The following is an 18102-nucleotide window of genomic DNA, read 5'->3' as shown; positions in this document are numbered from 1 at the left end:
GGCACACCGCCCTCCTCCTGCTTCGACTTACGCGCCCTTAGGCGCGCGTTTTCGCTTGGGGTCGGCCGGCCCGGCAAGCCACGGCGTCTAAGGGGTCAGCATCAGCCCAGAATGACCACCCTGCAGCAGGAGCAGGTTCCGTGACCAGAATAATCAAGATTTTCGATACGACCTTGCGCGATGGCGAGCAGTCTCCCGGCTGCTCGATGAACCTCGAGGAGAAATTGCAGGTCGCCGCCCAGCTGGAGGCGATGGGCGTCGACATCATCGAGGCCGGTTTCGCCATCGCATCGCCGGGCGATTTCGAAGCAGTGTCCGAAGTCGCGCGCCAGTGCCATCGCGCCACGGTCGCCAGTCTGGCGCGCGCGGCAAATGCCGACATCGAACGGGCCTGGGAAGCAGTGCAGCACGCGGTTGCGCCGCGTATTCATACCTTCATCGCAACGTCGCCGCTGCATATGCGGGTCAAGCTGAACAAGTCGCCCGACGAGGTGCTGGAGGCAATCGACCGCACCGTGCGGCTGGCGCGCAACCTGTGCCCCGATGTCGAATGGTCGGCCGAGGACGCGACCCGTTCCGAGCCCGATTTCCTGGCGCGAGCCATCGAAATCGCGATCGCCGCCGGAGCGCGGACAATCAACCTGCCGGATACTGTCGGCTATGCCACGCCGGAAACCTATGGCGCGATGTTTCGCGACATGATCAATCGCGTGCCCAATGCCGGCCTGGCGACCTTTTCAACCCATTGCCACAATGATCTGGGCCTGGCGGTGGCGAATACGCTGGCGGCGGTGATGGCCGGCGCCGGCCAGGTTGAATCGACCATCAACGGCATCGGCGAACGCGCCGGCAACGCCGCGGTCGAGGAGATCGCCATGGCGCTGAAGGTCCGTCACGACGTGATGCCGGTCGCCACCAGCATCGTCTCGACCGAGATCACCCGTGCTTCGCGCCTGATTTCGGGCATCACCGGCTTCCAGGTGCAGCCCAACAAGGCGATCGTCGGCGCCAATGCCTTCGCGCATGAAAGCGGCATTCATCAGGACGGCATGATCAAGGACAGCTCGACCTACGAGATCATGACCCCGGAAAGCGTCGGCCTGACCCAGTCCAGCCTGGTGATGGGCAAGCATTCTGGCCGCGCCGCGTTTCGACAGAAGCTCGAGGAGCTGGGCTATACGCTCGGCGACAACGCCTTCCAGGATGCTTTCGGCCGGTTCAAGCAGCTCGCCGATGCAAAAAAGGCCGTCTTTGACGAGGATATCGTCGCGCTCGTGGATGACGAGGTGCTGCGCGGCCACGATGCCATTCAGGTCCGGGAAGTCGAGATCTATTGCGGATCGAACGGGCCACAGCGCGCGATCCTGACGCTCGAAATCGATGGCGAGGAAAAGACTGTCACGTCGCGCGGCAACGGCCCCGTCGACGCGCTGTTCAATGCCATCCGCCTGATCGTCCCGCACGACAGCTCGGTGCTCGAACGCTACGAAGTCCACGCCGTCACCGGCGGCACCGACGCACAAGCCGAGGTCTCGGTGCTGCTGTCGGAGCACGGCCGCACCACCCGAGGCCGTGGCGCGCATCAGGACACGATGGTCGCCTCGGCCAAGGCCTATGTGAACGCGCTCAACAAGATGATCGTGAAACGCGGCCGCGCTCCGGTCGACCAGGCCTCGGCCTGAACCTCATCCCCCTCCCGCACGCGGGAGGGGAAAGGATTATCGATGGCTATCCGATTTACGCCGGCAGAGCGGTGGCGGCTGACGGGCTTTGCCCTGTCCGCCGCGGGTGCGATGCTGTTCGCCGTCAAGGGCGTGCTGATCAAGCTCATCTATGTCTATCCGATCGACAGCACGAGCCTGCTCGCTGTTCGGATGATGCTGTCGCTGCCGGTCTTCGCCATGGTCGGCGTGATCGAATGGCGGCGGCGGCCGTTCGACAAGCGGCCCGATATACGCAGCATCGGCCTCGCCGCCGTGGTGGGCATAATCGGCTATCACGTCTCGTCCTGGCTTGATTTCGAAGGGCTCGCGACGCTCGAGGCCCAGACCGAGCGTCTGATCCTGTTCACCTATCCGTTCCTGGTGCTGCTGTTCGGGCGAGTGCTGCTCAAGCACCAGCTGCGGCTGCACGCGCTGGTCGGAGCGTCGATGAGCTATGCCGGGTTGATTGTGATGTTCGGCGCAAATCCGTCACGCCTGACACCGACGATGCTGGGCGGGGCCGCGCTGGTGTTGACGGCGGCGGCGACCTTCGCCCTCTATCAGCTGTTCGCCCGCGAGATGATCCTGCGCTGCGGCCCCGGGCTGTTCTCGGCAATCGCCCTGAGCGCCGCGGGCGTAACGCTGATCCTCCAGTTCCTGGCGACGCACAGCATTTCGGTGCTGGCGCTGCCGCCCCATGCCTGGCTGCTGATATCGTATCTCGCGATCTTCTCGACAATCATACCCACCTTCATGATGTCGGCCGGCACGGCGCGGATCGGTGCGCAGGGCACGGCGATCATCTCTACGCTCAGCCCCCTGGTGACGATCGTCCTTGCCATCGTCGTGCTCGGCGAACCCTTCGGCCTGCCGGAAGCGGCGGGGACGGCGCTGGTGATCGGCGGCGTCGGTTTGTTCAGCTGGATCGAGAGCCGCAGGCCTGCCCCGCTGGGATGAGGCGCAGGTTCAGATCCCGGCATACCAGGCATAATCGTGATAATCCTCCCAATAACCGCCCTTGCCGAGCCCGCGGCCGGCCAGGCTGTTCACCGCTTCGATCCGCTGGATATATTTGGCATGCTTGTAGCCCAGCTGCCGTTCGACCCTCAGCCGCAGCGGTGCGCCATTGCCGACCGGCAGGAGCTGCCGGTTGAGGCCCCAGGCGAGGATCGTCTGCGGGTGGAAGGCATCGATCAGGTCGATGCTCTCATAATAGTCCGCCTGTGCGTAGCGGTCAGCGCAGTGGAAGATCAGGTAGCGGGCATTGGATCGCAGCCCGGCCTGGTCGAGCAGCAGCTTGAGCGGCACACCGGTCCACTGCCCGATCGCGCTCCAGCCCTCGACGCAGTCATGCCGGGTGATCTGGGTCCGCTGCGGCATCGCGCGGATCTGCGCCATCGACAATGTCTGCGGCCGTGCGACGAGCCCATCGACGGTCAGCCGCCAATCCGCGAAACCGGACAGCCGGTGCGACTCGTAATCGGCGCCGGCGGGCTGACGGGTGCCGTTGGAGCGGAACACCGGCGACAGATCGGCAGCGGTGAACTCGCGCGCCAGCGTAGTGCGGTCGCCGATGATCCGCTGCGCGCGCATCGTCAGCCCTTCGGCGCTCTGCAGCAGCGACCGCACGCCGGGATCGGCGTTGATCTTGTTACAGCCGGACAGCAACACGCCGCCAGCACCCGCGGCAAGCGAGGCGATCAGTCCGCGTCGGGTGATCATGACTGGCGCTTCCCAGGCAAGCGGAATCGGCCGGTGATCATCGAACGCACCTCGTTATAGGGCCCGGCCAGGACCACCATCAGCAGGTGGACCAGGATGAACAGCACGAATCCGGAAGCGCAGAGAAAGTGGATCGAGCGTGCCGACTGCCGCCCGCCGAAGAGATCGAGCAGCCACGGCCAGGCCGCATCGACGGCCGGCGACATGGTCAGGCCGGTCAGCACGATCAGCGGAAACAAGATAAATATCACAGATAGATAGGCAAGTTTCTGAAGAATATTATAACGAAGCGCGGCCACGCCTTTCGGAAAACGCAACCGGGCATGATCGCGGATGTCCTGCCAGATATGCCGCGGATGAAGCTCGCCGCGGCGGGGCAGCAGGTCGCGCTGCACATGCCGGTTTACGAGGCTGACCAGCCAATAGCCCAGCCCGGCAATCACCAGCACCCAGGCGAAGAAGAAGTGCCACAGCCGTGCGTCGGCCAGACTGTAGCTGGAGGGGATCGTCGCCCACCAGGGAAAGGCGCGGCGCTGTATCGCCCCCTGCGGGTCCTTCCACAGGCCGAGCATGCCGGTCGTCTCGATCTTCTTGCTGCCCAGCACAAGAACGCCGCGATCGCCGGACGCTCCAATCTGTAGCCAGGCCTTGTCGGCATTGGCTCCATAATGGCCCCAATAAAGCCGCGGATGCGCATTGAAGATCATCAGGCCGCTCATCAGCATGACGAAGATGGTGAACGCATTCAGCCAGTGCCACAGCCGCGTCGACAACCGGTGACGCGCCACGAGTTCGCCTGCCTCCGGCGCCGTGTCCGAAGCTGTAGGCGGCGCTTCCACCGTTACTGACCCGATCGACGGCTCGCTCATTGGGTGCTTTCTACCACAGCCGCGGACATCGGGGGAAAAATGTCGTCAACTGCTCACAGTAACAATTCATTAGCGATAATCCCGGTAAACGAAGGATCGCAACGGAATCTATCTGGGATCAGGGACCCCATGGCCTTCGCCAGTGAACAAGTGGAAGCCAACGAGCGACGCCATGGCCGCTTTCGCATCATGCTCGCGGCGACCCTCTACTCGGTGCATGGCGAATCCAGCGGCGTGCTGCTCGACGTGTCGCAAGGCGGCGCGATGCTGAGCGCTTCACCGCCCCCTCCGGTCGGCTGCAGGCTGCTGCTCGAACGACAGAGTCTGGAGGTTCCGGGTATCGTCCGCTGGGTCGAGGGTAATCGATTCGGCATTCAGTTCGAGGAAATGTTGAGCGAGCCGATCGTGATGGCTTTGGTGTCCAAGGGCGGGCAGCACAACAGCAATTGAGCTATGTGCAGGCGACGGTTGTTCAGGCCATCATCCGGGTCAGCGCCTGGGCGGTGAAATCGACCATCGGCACGATGCGCGCATAGTTGAGCCGGGTCGGCCCGATCACCCCCACCACACCCACGACGCGGCCGTCGGCGCCGCGATAGGGAGCCGCGATCACCGAGGAGCCCGACAGCGAGAACAGCTTGTTCTCGGAGCCGATGAAGATCTTCATCCCCTGCCCCGCGCGGGCACCTTCGAGCAGCCGGGCGATCTCTTCCTTGCTCTCGATCTCATCGAGCAGCTGGCGCACGCGCTCGAGATCTGCCGCGGCGGTCGGATCAATCAGGTTGGCCTGGCCGCGCACGATCAGTACCGGTCGTGCGCTTCCGTCCTGCGACCAGACCGCAAGTCCTTGCGTTACCAGCGCCGCCGCCGCCTGATCCAGCGCAGCCCGTTCCCGGCCGATCTCCGCCTCTATCCGCATCCGCGCCTCGCTGAGCGTCAGCCCTGCGAGCCGTTCGCTGATGAAATTGCCGGCTTCGACCAGCGCTGAAGGCGGCAGGTCGGCCGGCAGGTCGACCACGCGGTTTTCGACGCTGCCATCCTCGCCCACCAGCACGGCTACGGCCTGCTGGCGCGACAGCGGCACGAAGCTGAACTGGCGCAGCACCGGCTCGTGGCGGGGCACCAGGACAATGCCCGCACAGGCCGACAGGCCGGACAGTACCGCGCTCGTCTGCGCCAGCGCCTCCTCGACCGGACTGCCGCGCGATGCACGCGCTTCGATCGCCGCGCGCTCCTCGGCTGAAGGCTCGGCCGTCTGCATCATGCCATCGACGAACAGCCGCAGCCCACTCTGGGTCGGCATGCGGCCGGCCGACGTATGCGGCGCCTCGAGCAGGCCCAACTCCTCCAGGTCCTGCATGACATTGCGGATCGACGCCGGAGAAAGATTGAGCCCGGCGAGCTTCGATATCGTGCGCGAGCCGACCGGGGTACCCGACCCAAGATAGCTCTCGACCACCACGCGGAACACCTCGCGCGCGCGAGTCGACATTTCGGACATCGGCTGACTGTTCACGAGCCACAGATAGGGAAGCTTCGGTTGCTGCTCAACAGGCTTCCAACTTTCATCGCCGGCTCCTAAGAGACCCGGCTCATAACAATGAAGGAATCTCTATGCGCCCATCCGGCCGCACCCCCGATCAGATGCGCCCGATCAGCATCGAAACCGGCTTCACCGTCCATGCCGAAGGATCGGTCCTGATCGGCTTCGGCGGCACCAAGGTGCTCGTGACCGCATCGATCGATGAAAAGGTGCCGCCCTTCCTGCGCGGCAAGGGCCAGGGTTGGGTCACCGCGGAATATGGCATGCTGCCCCGCGCCACCCACACCCGCGGCAGCCGCGAGGCGGCGAAGGGCAAGCAGTCGGGCCGCACCCAGGAGATCCAGCGCCTGATCGGCCGTTCGCTGCGGGCCGTAGTCGACATGACCAAGCTCGGCGAGCGGCAGATCGTGATCGACTGCGACGTCATCCAGGCCGATGGCGGAACCCGCACCGCCTCGATCTCGGGCGGGTGGGTCGCGCTCAGACTCGCCGTCGACAATCTCCTGGCGTCCGGGCAGCTGGCCGCGGATCCGATCACGGCGCAGGTCGCGGCGGTCTCCTGCGGTATCTACGAGGGAACTCCGGTGCTCGACCTCGATTATATCGAGGACTCGAACGCGCATGCCGACGCGAATTTCGTGTTGCTCGACGACGGCAATATCGCCGAGGCGCAGGCCACCGCGGAGGGCGCCACTTATGACGAGGAAGCGCTGTTGAGACTGCTCCGGCTGGCACGCATCGGCTGCGGCGATATCTTCGCCGCGCAGCGCAAGGCCGTCGGGCGGTGAGCGACGTCGCCGAGATCCCGCACCGCAAGCTCGCCCCTGGCAAGCTGGTGATTGCCAGCCATAACAAGGGCAAGCTCCGGGAAATCGGCGAACTGCTCGCACCCTTCGGGATCGAGACGGTCTCGGCAGGCGCGCTCGGCGTGCCCGAACCGGAGGAAACCGGGGTCAGCTTCGTCGCCAATGCCGAGCTAAAGGCCCGCTTCTCGGCGGACCTGACCGGCCTTCCCGCGCTCGCCGACGACAGTGGGCTGTGCGTCGAGGCGCTCGGTGGAGAGCCGGGGATCTTTTCGGCGCGCTGGGCCGAACTGGCGGACGGCCGCCGCGACTTCGACGAGGGCATGCGCCGTGTCCACGCCCGGTTGGTCGAGAAGGGCGATGATGTGGGCCGGGACGCCCATTTCGTCTGCGCGCTCTCGATCGCCTGGCCCGACGGGCATGTCGAAACCTTCGAAGGCAGGGTCGATGGCGTGCTCATCTGGCCGCCGCGCGGCGAAAATGGCTTCGGCTATGATGCGATGTTCCAGCCGCTTGGCCATGACGTCAGTTTCGGCGAGATGGACCCGGCGGCAAAGCATGCGATGAGCCACCGCGCCGATGCGTTCGCAAAGCTGGTGGCGGCGGTTTTCAAGCAATAAGGGCTAGATGCCCTTGGCGGAGCTCTACGCTATCTATGTCGGAAGCTCGCTACATTCGCACCGATCCGCTGACATCTTCTCCTGAAAGGGAGAGGGACTCGGCGCTGGCCCTCTACATCCACTGGCCGTTCTGCGTTTCCAAATGCCCCTATTGCGACTTCAACAGCCATGTCCGCGAGAGCGTCGACCAGGCGGCGTGGCGCGCTGCCCTGCTCAAGGATCTCGCTTATGAAGCCGAGCAGCTTCCCGGTCGGCGTCTGACCTCGATCTTTTTCGGCGGCGGCACGCCTTCGCTGATGCCGCCCGAGACAGTGGCCACACTGATCGACGCCGCGACGAGCCATTGGGGCGTCGCCGAGGACATCGAGATCACGCTGGAGGCCAACCCCTCCTCGGTCGAAGCCGCCCGCTTCGGCGACCTCGCCCGCGCCGGGGTGAACCGCGTGTCGCTCGGTCTGCAGGCGCTCGACGACGAGGTGCTCGGCTATCTCGGCCGGGCGCACGGCGTCGCTGAAGGGCTCGCGGCGCTCGATACGGCGCAGAAGTCGTTCGATCGGGTCAGTTTCGACCTGATCTACGCTCGACCGGGGCAGTCGCCGGACGACTGGGACGCCGAACTCGCCCGCGCGCTGAGCTTCGGCACCGAGCATCTGTCGCTGTACCAGCTCACCATCGAGCCCGGCACGCAGTTCGCCGCGCGGCTCGCCAAAGGCGATCTGGCGACGCTCGACCCCGATCTGGCCGCCGATCTGTTCGAACTCACCCGCGCCCGCACGGCCGCCGCCGGCATCCCGGCTTACGAGATCTCGAACCACGCCCGTCCCGGCGGCGAGAGCCGGCATAACCTGACCTATTGGCGCTATGGCAGCTATGCCGGCATCGGTCCCGGTGCGCACGGCCGCCGCGATGGCATGGCCACCGTTCGGCGCAAGAAGCCCGAGAACTGGCTCAGCCGCGTCGACGCGAACGGCCATGGCATCGAACAGGAGAATCTGCTCAGCCCCGAAGCCCGCGCCCAGGAAGCACTCCTGATGGGCCTCCGACTCGGCGAGGGCGTCGATCTGGCCAGGATCGCCCGGATGGCGGACCTGGCCGTCGAGCGCCTGATCGACGAAGCCGCCGCAGCCCGGCTTGCCGCCCAGAACCTGCTTCTGCACGACGGCAGCCGCCTCCGTGTCACCGAGGCGGGAATGCTGCTGCTCGACGCCATTCTCGCCGAGATCGTTGCGGTTTAATCCTTGAAGTTGGCCGGCGCCGGCGACACCGTCTTCACCCCCGCAGGGCTCGCCTCATCCACCTCCAGGGCACGCTGGGCGACCCCGCCGGGGCCGAAGCGGAACGCGCCATCGACGCCGACGAAGCCGTCCTCGTCGCGCAGCCGATCGGCAGGAAAACGCTCGGTCATCGGCCAGTCGCGGGCGATCTTGACGACCAGCAGCATCGAATCATAGCCGAGGCTCGCCAGGCGGAACGGCGACTTGCCGAACTGCCGACGATAGGCCGCGGCGAGCTGGCGATAGCGCGCGTCGGAAACGCTGGCGAACCACGCACCGCCCAGCGCGCCGGTGCCGAGCGCGCCCGGCTCCGCGGCCCATAATTCGGTGCCGAGGATGCGCGCCTGCGGGCTTGAACTCTTGCGGATCAGCGGAACCGCACTGATGGCGAGACGGGCATTGTCGGCGATCAGCACGCCGTCATAGGCCTGGTTGCGGCCCAATTCCGCAACCGCGCGTTCCAGCGCCTTGGCGTTGCGGGTGTAGCTCTTCATCGCCACCAGATTGCCGCCGACATTTTCGACCGAGCGAATCATCGCGGTCGAGGCGTTGCGGCCGTAGAGGCCGGTGGGCACCAGCGCCGCGAAACGGTGTACGCCCCGGCCCTTGGCAAAGCGAACCACGCGGTCGATCGACTGGGCCGGCGAAAAGCCCATCACGAATATGCCATTACCCGCGACCGACGCGTCGTTGGAATAGGAGATGACCGGCACGCCGGCACTGCGTGCGGCGGGCGCCACCGCGGCCGCATCTTCGGACAAAAGCGGGCCGAGAAACAGCCGGTTGCCGTCAGCGAGCGCACGCTGCGCGGCAGCCGTCGCGCCGGCCGCGGTGTCGTAGGTCGTCATGCGCACCGATTTTGTGCCCGTGTCGATCAGCGCCATCGTCGCGGCGTTGGCGATGGACTGGCCCACCGCCGCGTTCGCGCCGGTCAGCGGCACCAGCAGAGCGACCCGGTGGCGCTGTTGATCCTGCGGCAATGCACCTTGGTTCTGGGCCTCAGCCGGCCGTTCCGGAGCGACCGGACCGGGCCGGCCCTTGGGAATCATGCCGGTGCAGCTCGCCAGCAAGATCGACAGCCCGAGCGCCGCCTTTTTAAGAAATGCATATCTCGGTTGCCAGTAAGCGGGGGCGTCTGCCATCTACTCTGCCTTATGAACCTTATTGCCGACCAGGGTGCGGCCGACGCCCAGGCGTCCGAAGCACCCCTGCCCCCGGGCCTCTATATCGTGGCCACGCCAATCGGCAACTTGGGCGATCTTTCGCCGCGCGCTGCGTCGGTGCTGGCGCGCGCCGAGACGATCGCCGTCGAGGACAGCCGCGTCACTGCCAAGCTGCTCCACCGCATCGGCGCCAAGCGGCCGATGACGCCCTATCACGATCATAATGCCGACAAGGTACGGCCCGGGCTGATTGCGCGGATGGCGACGCAGGCGGTGGCGCTCGTCTCTGACGCGGGAACGCCGCTGATCTCCGACCCCGGCTACAAGCTGGTCCGCGACGCGCGCGCGGCCGGGATCGCGGTCACCACCATCCCCGGCCCTTGCGCAGCGGTCGCGGCGCTGACGCTCGCCGGCCTGCCGACCGACCGATTCTTCTTCCTGGGCTTCCTGCCCGCCAAGGAGAAGGCGCGCGAAGACGCGATCGCGGAAGTGGCGACAGTGCGTGCCACGCTGATCCTCTACGAATCCGGACCGCGCCTCGGCGCCACGCTGAAGACCCTGGCGCAGGGGCTGGGCGAGCGCGACGCGGCGGTCGTGCGCGAGATCAGCAAGACCTTCGAGGAAGCCGTCACGGCACCGCTGGCCGATCTGGCGGCGCGCTATGCCGATGTCGCGCCCAAGGGCGAAATCGTGGTGATCGTCGGGCCACCCGGCCCCAAGCCCGTCGCGACCGCCGATGATGCAGACGCGCTGCTGCGTGCCGCGCTCGAGCATCTGCCGGTGGGCCGCGCCGCAGGCGAGGTCGCCAAGACGACGGGCCTCAACCGCCGCGAACTCTACGCCCGGGCGATGGCGATCAAGGACAGCGATTGAACCGCCGCGCCGCGGAGCAGCAGGGCCGCTCCGGCGAGCGCATCGCCGCCTGGTGGCTGCGGCTGCAGGGATGGCGGATCGTCGGCGAACGCGTGCGCACGCGGCGCGGCGAGGTCGACCTGATCGCCCGCCGCGGACGGACCCTCGCTTTCATCGAGGTGAAGACCCGGGGCGATGCAGCCTCTCTCGCGATCGCGATCGACGAATATCGGCTCCGGCGCGTGATCGATTCGGCGCATGCGCTGGTCGCACGCTATGGCGCGGGGGCGGAGGATATCCGGATCGACGTGATGCTGGTGCGGCCGTGGCGGGTACCGGTGCACCTAAAGAATATATGGCATGGCTGAGTGTTGCCGCCCGCTGCGGCAGGGGTGGTAAGTCGACGCCTCACCGCCTAGTTACACCTCCGAACCTGCCGGAGCCCGCTTATGTCGCTGAATGTTGCCGTCCAGATGGACCCGCTGGAGACGATCAACATCGCGGGCGATTCGACCTTTGCGATCATGCTCAGCGCACTCCAGCGCGGACACAGGCTCTGGCACTACCAGGCGGGCGACATCTGTTACCGCGATGGCCGCGTGTCGGCACCGGCCCGGCCGATCGTCGCTTTGCAACGCGTGAAGGGCGATCACTTCGCCGTTGGCGAACCGGTGCTGCTCGATCTCATCGACGATGTCGACGTGGTGCTGATGCGGCAGGACCCGCCGTTCGACCTTGCCTATATCACCGCCACGCACCTGCTCGAGCGGATCCAGCCCCACACGCTGGTCGTCAACGATCCCGCCTCGGTGCGCAATGCGCCCGAGAAGCTCTTCGTGCTGGACTATGCGCAGTTCATGCCGCCGACGATGATCACGCGGCGGCTCGAAGACGCCCGGGCCTTCCACGAACTCCACGGCGAAGTGGTGGTCAAGCCGCTCTACGGCAATGCCGGCTCGGCGGTGTTCCATGTCAGTCGCGACGACGCCAACCTCGCCGCGCTGACCGAGCTGTTCGGCCAGGTGTGGCGCGAACCGTTCATGGTCCAGGCCTTCCTCCCGGACGTTTCCAAGGGCGACAAACGGATCGTGCTGATCGACGGCAAGGTTGCCGGCGCGATCAACCGGCTGCCCAAGGCCGGCGAGATCCGCTCGAACCTCGCGGCCGGTGGCCGCGCCGACGCGACCGAACTGTCGGCGCGCGAGATCGAGATATGCGATGCGCTCGGCCCCGATCTCGCGAAGCGCGGGCTGCTGTTCGTCGGCATCGACGTCATCGCCGGGCATCTGACCGAAATCAACGTCACCTCGCCGACCGGCATCGTCGCGATCGACAATTTCAACGGAAGCGACACACCGGCGCTGATATGGGACGCGATCGAATCGAAGGCAGCGTAGCGAGGCGCAGGGCATGACCGACTGGGTACAGGAGATGATCGCGCAGAGCGGCTATCTCGGCGTTTTCCTGCTGATGCTGGGTGAAACGATATTCCCTCCGATTCCGTCCGAAGTGATCATGTCGATGGCCGGATTGCAGGCCGCCAAGGGCAACATGTCGCTCGCCTGGGCGATCCTGGCGGGCACGGCGGGCGCGATGGTCGGCAACATCATCTGGTATCTGGCTGCGCGCGCCCTCGGCCTGGAACGCTTCAAGCCGCTGGTCGAACGCCATGGCCGCTGGCTGACGATGGACTGGTCCGAGGTCGATCGCGGCGAGCGCTGGTTCTCTCGCTATGGCTATCTCTTCGTGTGCATCGGACGGATGATGCCGACGATCCGTTCGCTGGTCTCAATACCCGCCGGGCTGGTGCGGATGCGCTTCCTGCCCTTCGCTATCTGGTCCTCGGTGGGTACGCTCGGCTGGTCGGCTATGCTGGCGACCGGCGGCTGGATTCTCGGCACGCGCTTTGCCGAGATGGAGGCATGGCTCGGCCTGGCTTCGACGCTGCTGCTGATCGCCCTGGGCGGCTGGTATCTGTGGCGCGTGCTGACCTGGCGCCGATCGCGCTGATCGCGTCGGTTCAGCCGTTCAGAAGGCGCGTTCCAGCCGGGTGAGCAGGTTGAGCGCCGGGCTGCCGCCCGGGGCCGCATCGCGGGGCTCGGCTTCCAGCCGACGAACCCGGGCGTAAAGATCCTGGCTCGCGTCGATCAGCACGATCGCAGCAGCCGGCAAGCCTTCGACCGACGCGGCGTCGGTCGCTGCGGCATCGCCCAGCCGCCGCGCGGACGCGGCAGCCTCCTGCTCGTCCATCTGGCCAAGTTCGATCGCCCGTTCGGTGAGCAGCCAGGCGAGCAGGTGCATCAGCCTGGTGGTGATCTTGAGCGATTCGCAACTCAGCGTGATCCGCGCCAGCGGATCGAGCACTTCCCGGTCGGCACGGCCCTGATGATCGAAATAGGCGCGAGCTTCGTCCGCGAGGACCATCGCTTCGGTGTAAAGGCCGTTGACGAGCCGTCCGCGCAGCCGAATCTCTTTGGAACCTATGTTCATGGGCAAGGAATGACACAGGCTGGCAGGAGGCGGAACGCGGAAAGTAGGTTAAGATGGCCAGCCTGTGCCGAAACGGGTCGGCCGCGCCGCTGGAACTTCCGTCGCCCTCAATCCTGCCCTTCCAGGCTGTGGGCGAATGTCGTCAGCTGGTCGATCGTCACCTGCAATTGCTCGAGCTGCCGGCAAAGCATCGCGGCGCGGGTGCGGCAACGCTCGGCAGTGGCAGCACGCTGCGTCTCCCGATTGTCGCCGAGATCGTATAGATCGATCAGCTCGCGGATATCATCGAGGCTGAAGCCGACGCTCTTGCCTCGCATGATCCAGGCCAACCTGGCGCGATCGCGACGCGAATAGATGCGGACAGGTCCATCCCGCCTTGGCGTGAGGAGGCCTTCCTCCTCATAGAAGCGCAGGGCGCGGGCGCTGACGCCGAACTCCCGCGAAAGCTCCCCGATCGCAAAGGTTTCAGCCGTGGTGGGCCGAAGAGGAAACGCTACAAGACAATTACTTACAGTCACAAAAAGCCCCCAGGCCAGACGCACGATCATAGATCGGAGGGGGGATCGGGACCAATGGGCAAGTGGCTATGGCCGGTTGCTACTTTAGTCTAGCGGTCTGTTTCATTCCGGGGCAGTCGGCAGCCGGGCGAGCCCTCCTCCGCTCATGTCAAGCCGCCGATAGAAGCAGCTCGCCTCGCCTGTGTGGCACGCGGGACCGGCCGGCCGGCAGCGCAGCCATATCGCATCCTGATCGCAATCGATCCGCGCCTCGACGACGCGCATCACGTTCCCGCTGGTCTCGCCCTTCTTCCACAATCGCCCGCGGGACCGCGAAAAGAAGGTCGCTTCGCCGCTGGCCATCGTCGCCGCCAGCGCTTCGGCATTCATATGCGCGACCATCAGCACATCGCCTGAGCCATGGTCAGTGACCACCGCGGTGATCAGCCCGGCGGCATCGTAGCGCGGGTCGAGCGCGCTGCCTTGTTCGCGATCCTGTTCCATGTCACGGCGATGCGCGAAACCGTCGCCGGGGGCAAGCTTCGGAACGCCCGACAGGGCGGACAGGCCGCGTTGCAGAAATGTTGCGACGGTGGGGCGACAAACAGAGGTTAGCTAACTATATGCGGCGCATCAGCCACCGCGAAGGGATTCGCGATGCTCACCACGCATCCATTTGACGACGACAAACTGCGCGAAGAGTGCGGTATCTTTGGGATTTGGGGCGCCGAGACCGCCGCTGCGATGGTGGCGCTCGGCCTTCACGCGCTCCAGCACCGCGGGCAGGAAGCCGCCGGCATCACCAGCTGGGACGGTCACGCCTTCCACACCCATCGCGCAATGGGCCATGTCGCCGGCAATTTCGACAAGGACGAGGTGATTCGCGGATTGCCCGGCCGCGCCGCTTGTGGCCATGTCCGCTATTCGACCACGGGCGAGACCGCGCTGCGCAACGTGCAGCCATTGTTCGCCGAGCTGTCGTCCGGCGGCTTCGCGATCGCCCATAACGGCAACATCTCCAACGCGATGAAGCTCAAGCGCGACCTGGTCCGGTCGGGCTCCATCTTTCAGTCGACCAGCGATACCGAGACGATCATCCACCTTGTGGCGATGTCGAAGTACCGGACGCTGCTCGACCGATTCATCGATGCGCTCAAGCAGGTCGAGGGCGCCTATTCGCTGATCTGCATGACGCCCGAGGGCATGATCGCCTGCCGCGATCCGCTCGGAATCAGGCCGCTGGTGCTTGGGCAGATCGGCGACTCCTATATCTTCGCGTCGGAGACCGTCGCGCTGGATGTGGTCGGTGCAACCTTCATCCGCCAGGTAGATCCGGGCGAGATCGTGATCGTCTCGGAAAGCGGGCTTCGCTCGATCCGGCCGTTTGCCGATGTCCGCCCCCGGCCGTGCATCTTCGAGCATGTCTATTTTTCGCGCCCCGACTCCATCGTCGACGGCTCCTCGGTCTATACGGTCCGCAAGCAGATCGGCGTCCAGCTGGCGATCGAGAGCGGCGTCGAAGCGGACCTGGTGATACCGGTTCCCGATTCGGGCACGCCTGCCGCGATCGGCTATGCCCAGGAATCCGGCATACCGTTCGAGCTGGGCATCATCCGGTCGCATTATGTCGGCCGTACCTTCATCCAGCCGGGTGATCAGGTTCGGCATCTCGGCGTGAAGCTAAAGCATAACGCGAATCGCGCCCTGATCGATGGCAAGCGCGTCGTGCTGATCGACGATTCGATCGTCCGGGGCACCACCAGCGTCAAGATCCTGCAGATGCTGCGCGATGCCGGCGCCCGCGAGGTTCACCTCCGGATCGCAAGCCCGCCAACCCGGCACAGCTGCTTCTACGGCGTCGACACGCCGGAACGCGCCAAGCTGCTCGCCGCGCAGATGAACATCGCCGAGATGGCCGCCTATATCGGCGCGGACAGCCTGGCCTTCGTGTCGATCAACGGCCTCTACAAGGCCTTGGGCGAGGCGGATCGCGTCGATCGCCAGCCCAGCTATTGCGATGCCTGCTTCACCGGCGACTATCCGACCCACCTGACCGACCAGGAAGAACTGATTCCGACCGATCAGCTGGCGCTGCACGGCGAACGCGTGGTCGCCTGACCTTCCGAAAGACTATCGACATGGCAACTCCCCTTTCAGGAAAGCTGGCGCTCGTCACCGGTGCCTCGCGCGGTATCGGCGCCGCGACCGCCGAAGCGCTCGGCAAGGCCGGTGCGCATGTCATCCTGACGGCGCGCACCGCCGGCGGGCTGGAAGAGGTGGAGGACCGGATTCACGCCGCAGGCGGTACCGCCACGATCGCTCCGATGGATCTTGCCGAGAATGACAGCATTGCCCGGCTGGCGGAGGCCATCGCCGGTCGATGGAGCGCGCTCGACATCCTCGTGCTCAATGCAGCCATGCTGGGCACCCTGGCGCCCGTCCCCGCCATCGATGCGAAAGAGTTCGCCAGGCTGCTGACCCTCAATGTGATGGCGCAGCAGCAGCTTATCGCCGCCTTCGACCCGCTGTTGCGGGCGTCTGCGGATGGCGCCGTCATCGGTGTGACGAGTTCGGTGGGCGCGCATGCCCGGCCCTATTGGGGGGCCTATGGTGCTTCCAAGGCGGCACTCGACACGATGCTGCTGGCCTATGGCCAGGAGATGGCGAACATCAGCAAGATCAAGGTCGCGATCGTCGATCCGGCCGCAACCGCCACCAAGATGCGTGAGAGCGCGTTTCCAGGCGAGGACCAGGCCACGCTGAAGAGCCCGGCAGTCGTCGGCAACGCTATCGCGCAATTGGTGAGCGATGGGTTCGACAACGGACATCGGATCCGTATCGAGCGCTGAGACCCCCGCTACCGCTGACCCGGTGGCCCGAGGAAGACGCCGGGAGCCTACTGATCAGAGGGCATCGAGCATTTACTCTGACGCAGCCGAATCCGCTCTGTGCCCTAAGCCTTCACCAGCGTGACCTGTGCGACATCGATGCCGCCGCCGGCGAAGCCGCCCTCACAATACATGAGGTAGAAGCGCCACAACTTGACGAATGCCTCGTCGAAGCCTTTCGGCAGGCGCCCGTCCTCGATGGCGCGATCGAAGGTCTCGCGCCAGCGCTTCAACGTCTCGGCATAATGCAAGCCGAAGCGCTCGACATTTTCCCAACGTAGTCCGGCCTTCTCCGCTGCCGCACGGAAGCGGCTTTCCGAGATCAGCATGCCGCCGGGGAAGATGTAGGTCTGGATGAAGTCGGCGTCGGTGCGGTAGCTTTCGAAGATCGCGTCATCGATCTCGATATACTGGATCGCGGCACGCCCGCCGGGTTTGAGCGCGCGGGCGATCGCCTCCATATAGGCCGGCCAATATTTCTCGCCGACGGCCTCGACCATCTCGACGCTGGCCACGGCATCGTAGCGGCCCGGCACATCGCGATAATCGCAGATCTCGAAGCGCGCCTTATCGGCGAGACCGGCCTTGGCGATCCGCTCGTCGGCCCACGCCTTCTGCTCGATCGACAGGGTGATACCCGTCACGTCAGCGCCATATTCCGCCGCAGCGACCTCGGCCAGACCGCCCCAGCCGCAGCCGATCTCCAGCAAGGTCGACCCCGGCTTGAGATCCAGTCGATCCAGCAGCGCGGTGATCTTGCGATGCTGCGCGATCTCCAGCGGCTCCGCGCCGCTGATCGGCTCGGCGAACAGCGCCGAGGAATAGCTCATCGTCCGATCCAGCCACAATTCGTAGAAATCATTGCCGAGATCATAATGGAAAGCGATGTTGCGGCGGGCATTGGCGCGGCTGTTGCGGCGGAAGGCGTGCAGGATCAAATTGAAGAATCGCAGCGGCCCCTGTGCGCGACCAAGCTCGCCCAACGGATGCCGGTTGCGCATGAAAAGATCGAAGATCGGAACGGGATCGGGGCTGGTCCACTCGCCCTCGGCCCAGCTGCGATACCAGCCCACCGAGCCGGTGGTGACCAGCCGGACCAGCGGGCGCCAGTTCTTCAGCTCGACGATCGCGACCGGCCCCGGCCGTCGGCCACCCAGCACCCGAAAGGTACCATCGGGCAAGGTCGCCTCGATCGCGCCTTCTTCGAGGCCGCGGTCGATCGTATCGAGCAGGCGCTGGAATCCCGGCGAGAGCAGGCGCGCGATCCAGCTCGACCCAGTGGCAAATCGACGATCGGCTAGAAGAAGGTGCTGTCCCCGCACCGGAGGCTGGGCATTCATCTGGTCTCGTCCGTCCCCGTTACCGCTCCGCGCGACTCTAGCCGCATATATCGAGCCTTACGGCTGGAAAAGAAGCTCCGTTGCATCAATCGCCAAGTTTTTTTCCTAGCCGCGCGGAAGCAGCAAGCGCTCTTGCCCGCGCTTCCTTGTGGCCGACGATCGGGGCAGGATAGCCGGCGATCGTTACGCCGGCACCGAACGGGTCGTGGATGGCATCGCCTTCCACCGCCGACAGCTCGGGCACCCATTGCCGGATATAGTCGCCGGCATCGAATTTCAGCGACTGGACAAGCGGCGCCATGATCCGCCCGAACGGATTGGAGTCGATCCCCGTGCCC

The 18102-nt window shown here is 65.5% G+C and carries 21 protein-coding genes; 12 read left to right on the top strand and 9 right to left on the bottom strand.

Going from position 1 to position 18102, the window contains the following annotated elements:
• The first annotated feature begins 140 nt into the window (after positions 1-140).
• Positions 141-1682, top strand: a complete 1542-nt coding sequence (locus AC1DPF_RS00105; RefSeq protein WP_477866626.1) for a 2-isopropylmalate synthase — start codon at positions 141-143, stop codon at positions 1680-1682.
• Positions 1683-1724: 42 nt separating this feature from the next.
• On the top strand, positions 1725-2660 hold the full coding sequence (locus AC1DPF_RS00100; RefSeq protein ID WP_477866628.1) for a DMT family transporter: 936 nt from the start codon (positions 1725-1727) through the stop codon (positions 2658-2660).
• A gap of 9 nt (positions 2661-2669) precedes the next feature.
• Here the strand turns inward: AC1DPF_RS00100 and AC1DPF_RS00095 are convergent, their stop codons facing one another.
• Together AC1DPF_RS00095 and AC1DPF_RS00090 are read right to left on the bottom strand one after the other, a co-directional pair.
• Positions 2670-3425, bottom strand: a complete 756-nt coding sequence (locus AC1DPF_RS00095) for a molybdopterin-binding protein (RefSeq protein WP_477959078.1) — start codon at positions 3423-3425, stop codon at positions 2670-2672.
• Positions 3422-4294 carry a cytochrome b/b6 domain-containing protein gene (locus AC1DPF_RS00090; protein WP_477959076.1) on the bottom strand — a complete coding sequence of 291 codons (873 nt, stop codon included), beginning with the start codon at positions 4292-4294 and terminating at the stop codon, positions 3422-3424. The genes AC1DPF_RS00095 and AC1DPF_RS00090 overlap by 4 nt, the downstream gene beginning before the upstream one ends.
• 129 nt (positions 4295-4423) lie before the next feature.
• Here AC1DPF_RS00090 and AC1DPF_RS00085 point away from each other — a divergent pair, with 129 nt between their 5' ends.
• Positions 4424-4744 (top strand): PilZ domain-containing protein, encoded by a 321-nt coding sequence (locus AC1DPF_RS00085; protein ID WP_477866634.1) that lies wholly within the window; start codon positions 4424-4426, stop codon positions 4742-4744.
• Positions 4745-4766: 22 nt separating this feature from the next.
• Here AC1DPF_RS00085 and hrcA read toward each other — a convergent pair whose 3' ends face one another.
• A complete protein-coding gene (gene hrcA / locus AC1DPF_RS00080) occupies positions 4767-5795 on the bottom strand; it encodes a heat-inducible transcriptional repressor HrcA (RefSeq protein WP_477866983.1) in 1029 nt (342 codons plus the stop codon).
• Between the two features lie 113 nt (positions 5796-5908).
• Between hrcA and rph the strand changes: the two genes are divergently transcribed.
• Genes rph through hemW form a run of 3 tightly spaced genes read left to right on the top strand, consistent with a single transcriptional unit; the run spans position 5909 to position 8495 of the window.
• A complete protein-coding gene (gene rph / locus AC1DPF_RS00075; RefSeq protein WP_477866636.1) occupies positions 5909-6625 on the top strand; it encodes a ribonuclease PH in 717 nt (238 codons plus the stop codon).
• Positions 6622-7260 carry an RdgB/HAM1 family non-canonical purine NTP pyrophosphatase gene (gene rdgB / locus AC1DPF_RS00070; RefSeq protein WP_477959074.1) on the top strand — a complete coding sequence of 213 codons (639 nt, stop codon included), beginning with the start codon at positions 6622-6624 and terminating at the stop codon, positions 7258-7260. The genes rph and rdgB overlap by 4 nt, the downstream gene beginning before the upstream one ends.
• A gap of 35 nt (positions 7261-7295) precedes the next feature.
• Positions 7296-8495, top strand: a complete 1200-nt coding sequence (gene hemW, locus AC1DPF_RS00065; RefSeq protein WP_477959072.1) for a radical SAM family heme chaperone HemW — start codon at positions 7296-7298, stop codon at positions 8493-8495.
• On the opposite strand, the gene AC1DPF_RS00060 is transcribed toward hemW, so the two are convergent.
• The gene (locus tag AC1DPF_RS00060) at positions 8492-9676 is read right to left on the bottom strand and encodes a penicillin-binding protein activator (protein ID WP_477959070.1); all 1185 of its coding nucleotides are present in this window, start codon (positions 9674-9676) and stop codon (positions 8492-8494) included. The genes hemW and AC1DPF_RS00060 overlap by 4 nt on opposite strands.
• Before the next feature lie 12 nt (positions 9677-9688).
• On the opposite strand from AC1DPF_RS00060, the gene rsmI reads away from it, so the two are divergent.
• The 4 genes from rsmI (at position 9689) to AC1DPF_RS00040 (ending at position 12559) form a co-directional block, all read left to right on the top strand.
• Positions 9689-10570 (top strand): 16S rRNA (cytidine(1402)-2'-O)-methyltransferase, encoded by an 882-nt coding sequence (rsmI, locus tag AC1DPF_RS00055; protein ID WP_477959068.1) that lies wholly within the window; start codon positions 9689-9691, stop codon positions 10568-10570.
• Positions 10567-10917: a YraN family protein gene (locus AC1DPF_RS00050; RefSeq protein ID WP_477866646.1), complete on the top strand. Its 351-nt coding sequence runs from the start codon at positions 10567-10569 to the stop codon at positions 10915-10917. The genes rsmI and AC1DPF_RS00050 overlap by 4 nt, the downstream gene beginning before the upstream one ends.
• An 81-nt stretch (positions 10918-10998) precedes the next feature.
• Positions 10999-11946 carry a glutathione synthase gene (gshB, locus tag AC1DPF_RS00045; protein WP_477959066.1) on the top strand — a complete coding sequence of 316 codons (948 nt, stop codon included), beginning with the start codon at positions 10999-11001 and terminating at the stop codon, positions 11944-11946.
• A gap of 13 nt (positions 11947-11959) precedes the next feature.
• Entirely contained in the window at positions 11960-12559 is a 600-nt protein-coding gene (locus tag AC1DPF_RS00040) for a DedA family protein (RefSeq protein ID WP_477959064.1), read from the top strand.
• Between the two features lie 18 nt (positions 12560-12577).
• Here the strand turns inward: AC1DPF_RS00040 and AC1DPF_RS00035 are convergent, their stop codons facing one another.
• The 3 genes from AC1DPF_RS00035 to hisI all read right to left on the bottom strand — a co-directional run bounded on the left by AC1DPF_RS00035 (position 12578) and on the right by hisI (position 14040).
• Positions 12578-13039, bottom strand: a complete 462-nt coding sequence (locus AC1DPF_RS00035) for a DUF1465 family protein (RefSeq protein WP_477959062.1) — start codon at positions 13037-13039, stop codon at positions 12578-12580.
• 107 nt (positions 13040-13146) lie between these two features.
• Complete coding sequence (locus AC1DPF_RS00030; protein WP_477959060.1) at positions 13147-13587, bottom strand: MerR family transcriptional regulator; 441 nt, start codon at positions 13585-13587, stop codon at positions 13147-13149.
• 72 nt (positions 13588-13659) lie between these two features.
• Positions 13660-14040: a phosphoribosyl-AMP cyclohydrolase gene (gene hisI, locus AC1DPF_RS00025; RefSeq protein WP_477866656.1), complete on the bottom strand. Its 381-nt coding sequence runs from the start codon at positions 14038-14040 to the stop codon at positions 13660-13662.
• A gap of 153 nt (positions 14041-14193) precedes the next feature.
• Between hisI and purF the strand changes: the two genes are divergently transcribed.
• A complete protein-coding gene (gene purF / locus AC1DPF_RS00020; RefSeq protein WP_477959058.1) occupies positions 14194-15654 on the top strand; it encodes an amidophosphoribosyltransferase in 1461 nt (486 codons plus the stop codon).
• A gap of 20 nt (positions 15655-15674) precedes the next feature.
• A complete protein-coding gene (locus AC1DPF_RS00015; protein WP_477866660.1) occupies positions 15675-16385 on the top strand; it encodes an SDR family NAD(P)-dependent oxidoreductase in 711 nt (236 codons plus the stop codon).
• Positions 16386-16489: 104 nt separating this feature from the next.
• Here AC1DPF_RS00015 and AC1DPF_RS00010 read toward each other — a convergent pair whose 3' ends face one another.
• Positions 16490-17764, bottom strand: a complete 1275-nt coding sequence (locus tag AC1DPF_RS00010; RefSeq protein WP_477866662.1) for a class I SAM-dependent methyltransferase — start codon at positions 17762-17764, stop codon at positions 16490-16492.
• Positions 17765-17849: 85 nt separating this feature from the next.
• Positions 17850-18102, bottom strand: a 253-nt coding sequence (locus tag AC1DPF_RS00005; RefSeq protein ID WP_477959056.1) for an FAD-binding domain-containing protein, incomplete at its 5' end; no start/stop codon positions are given.

This window comes from Rhizorhabdus sp. P4_G6, from assembly GCF_056401045.1.
This window is presented reverse-complemented; position numbering and strand designations above follow the sequence as displayed.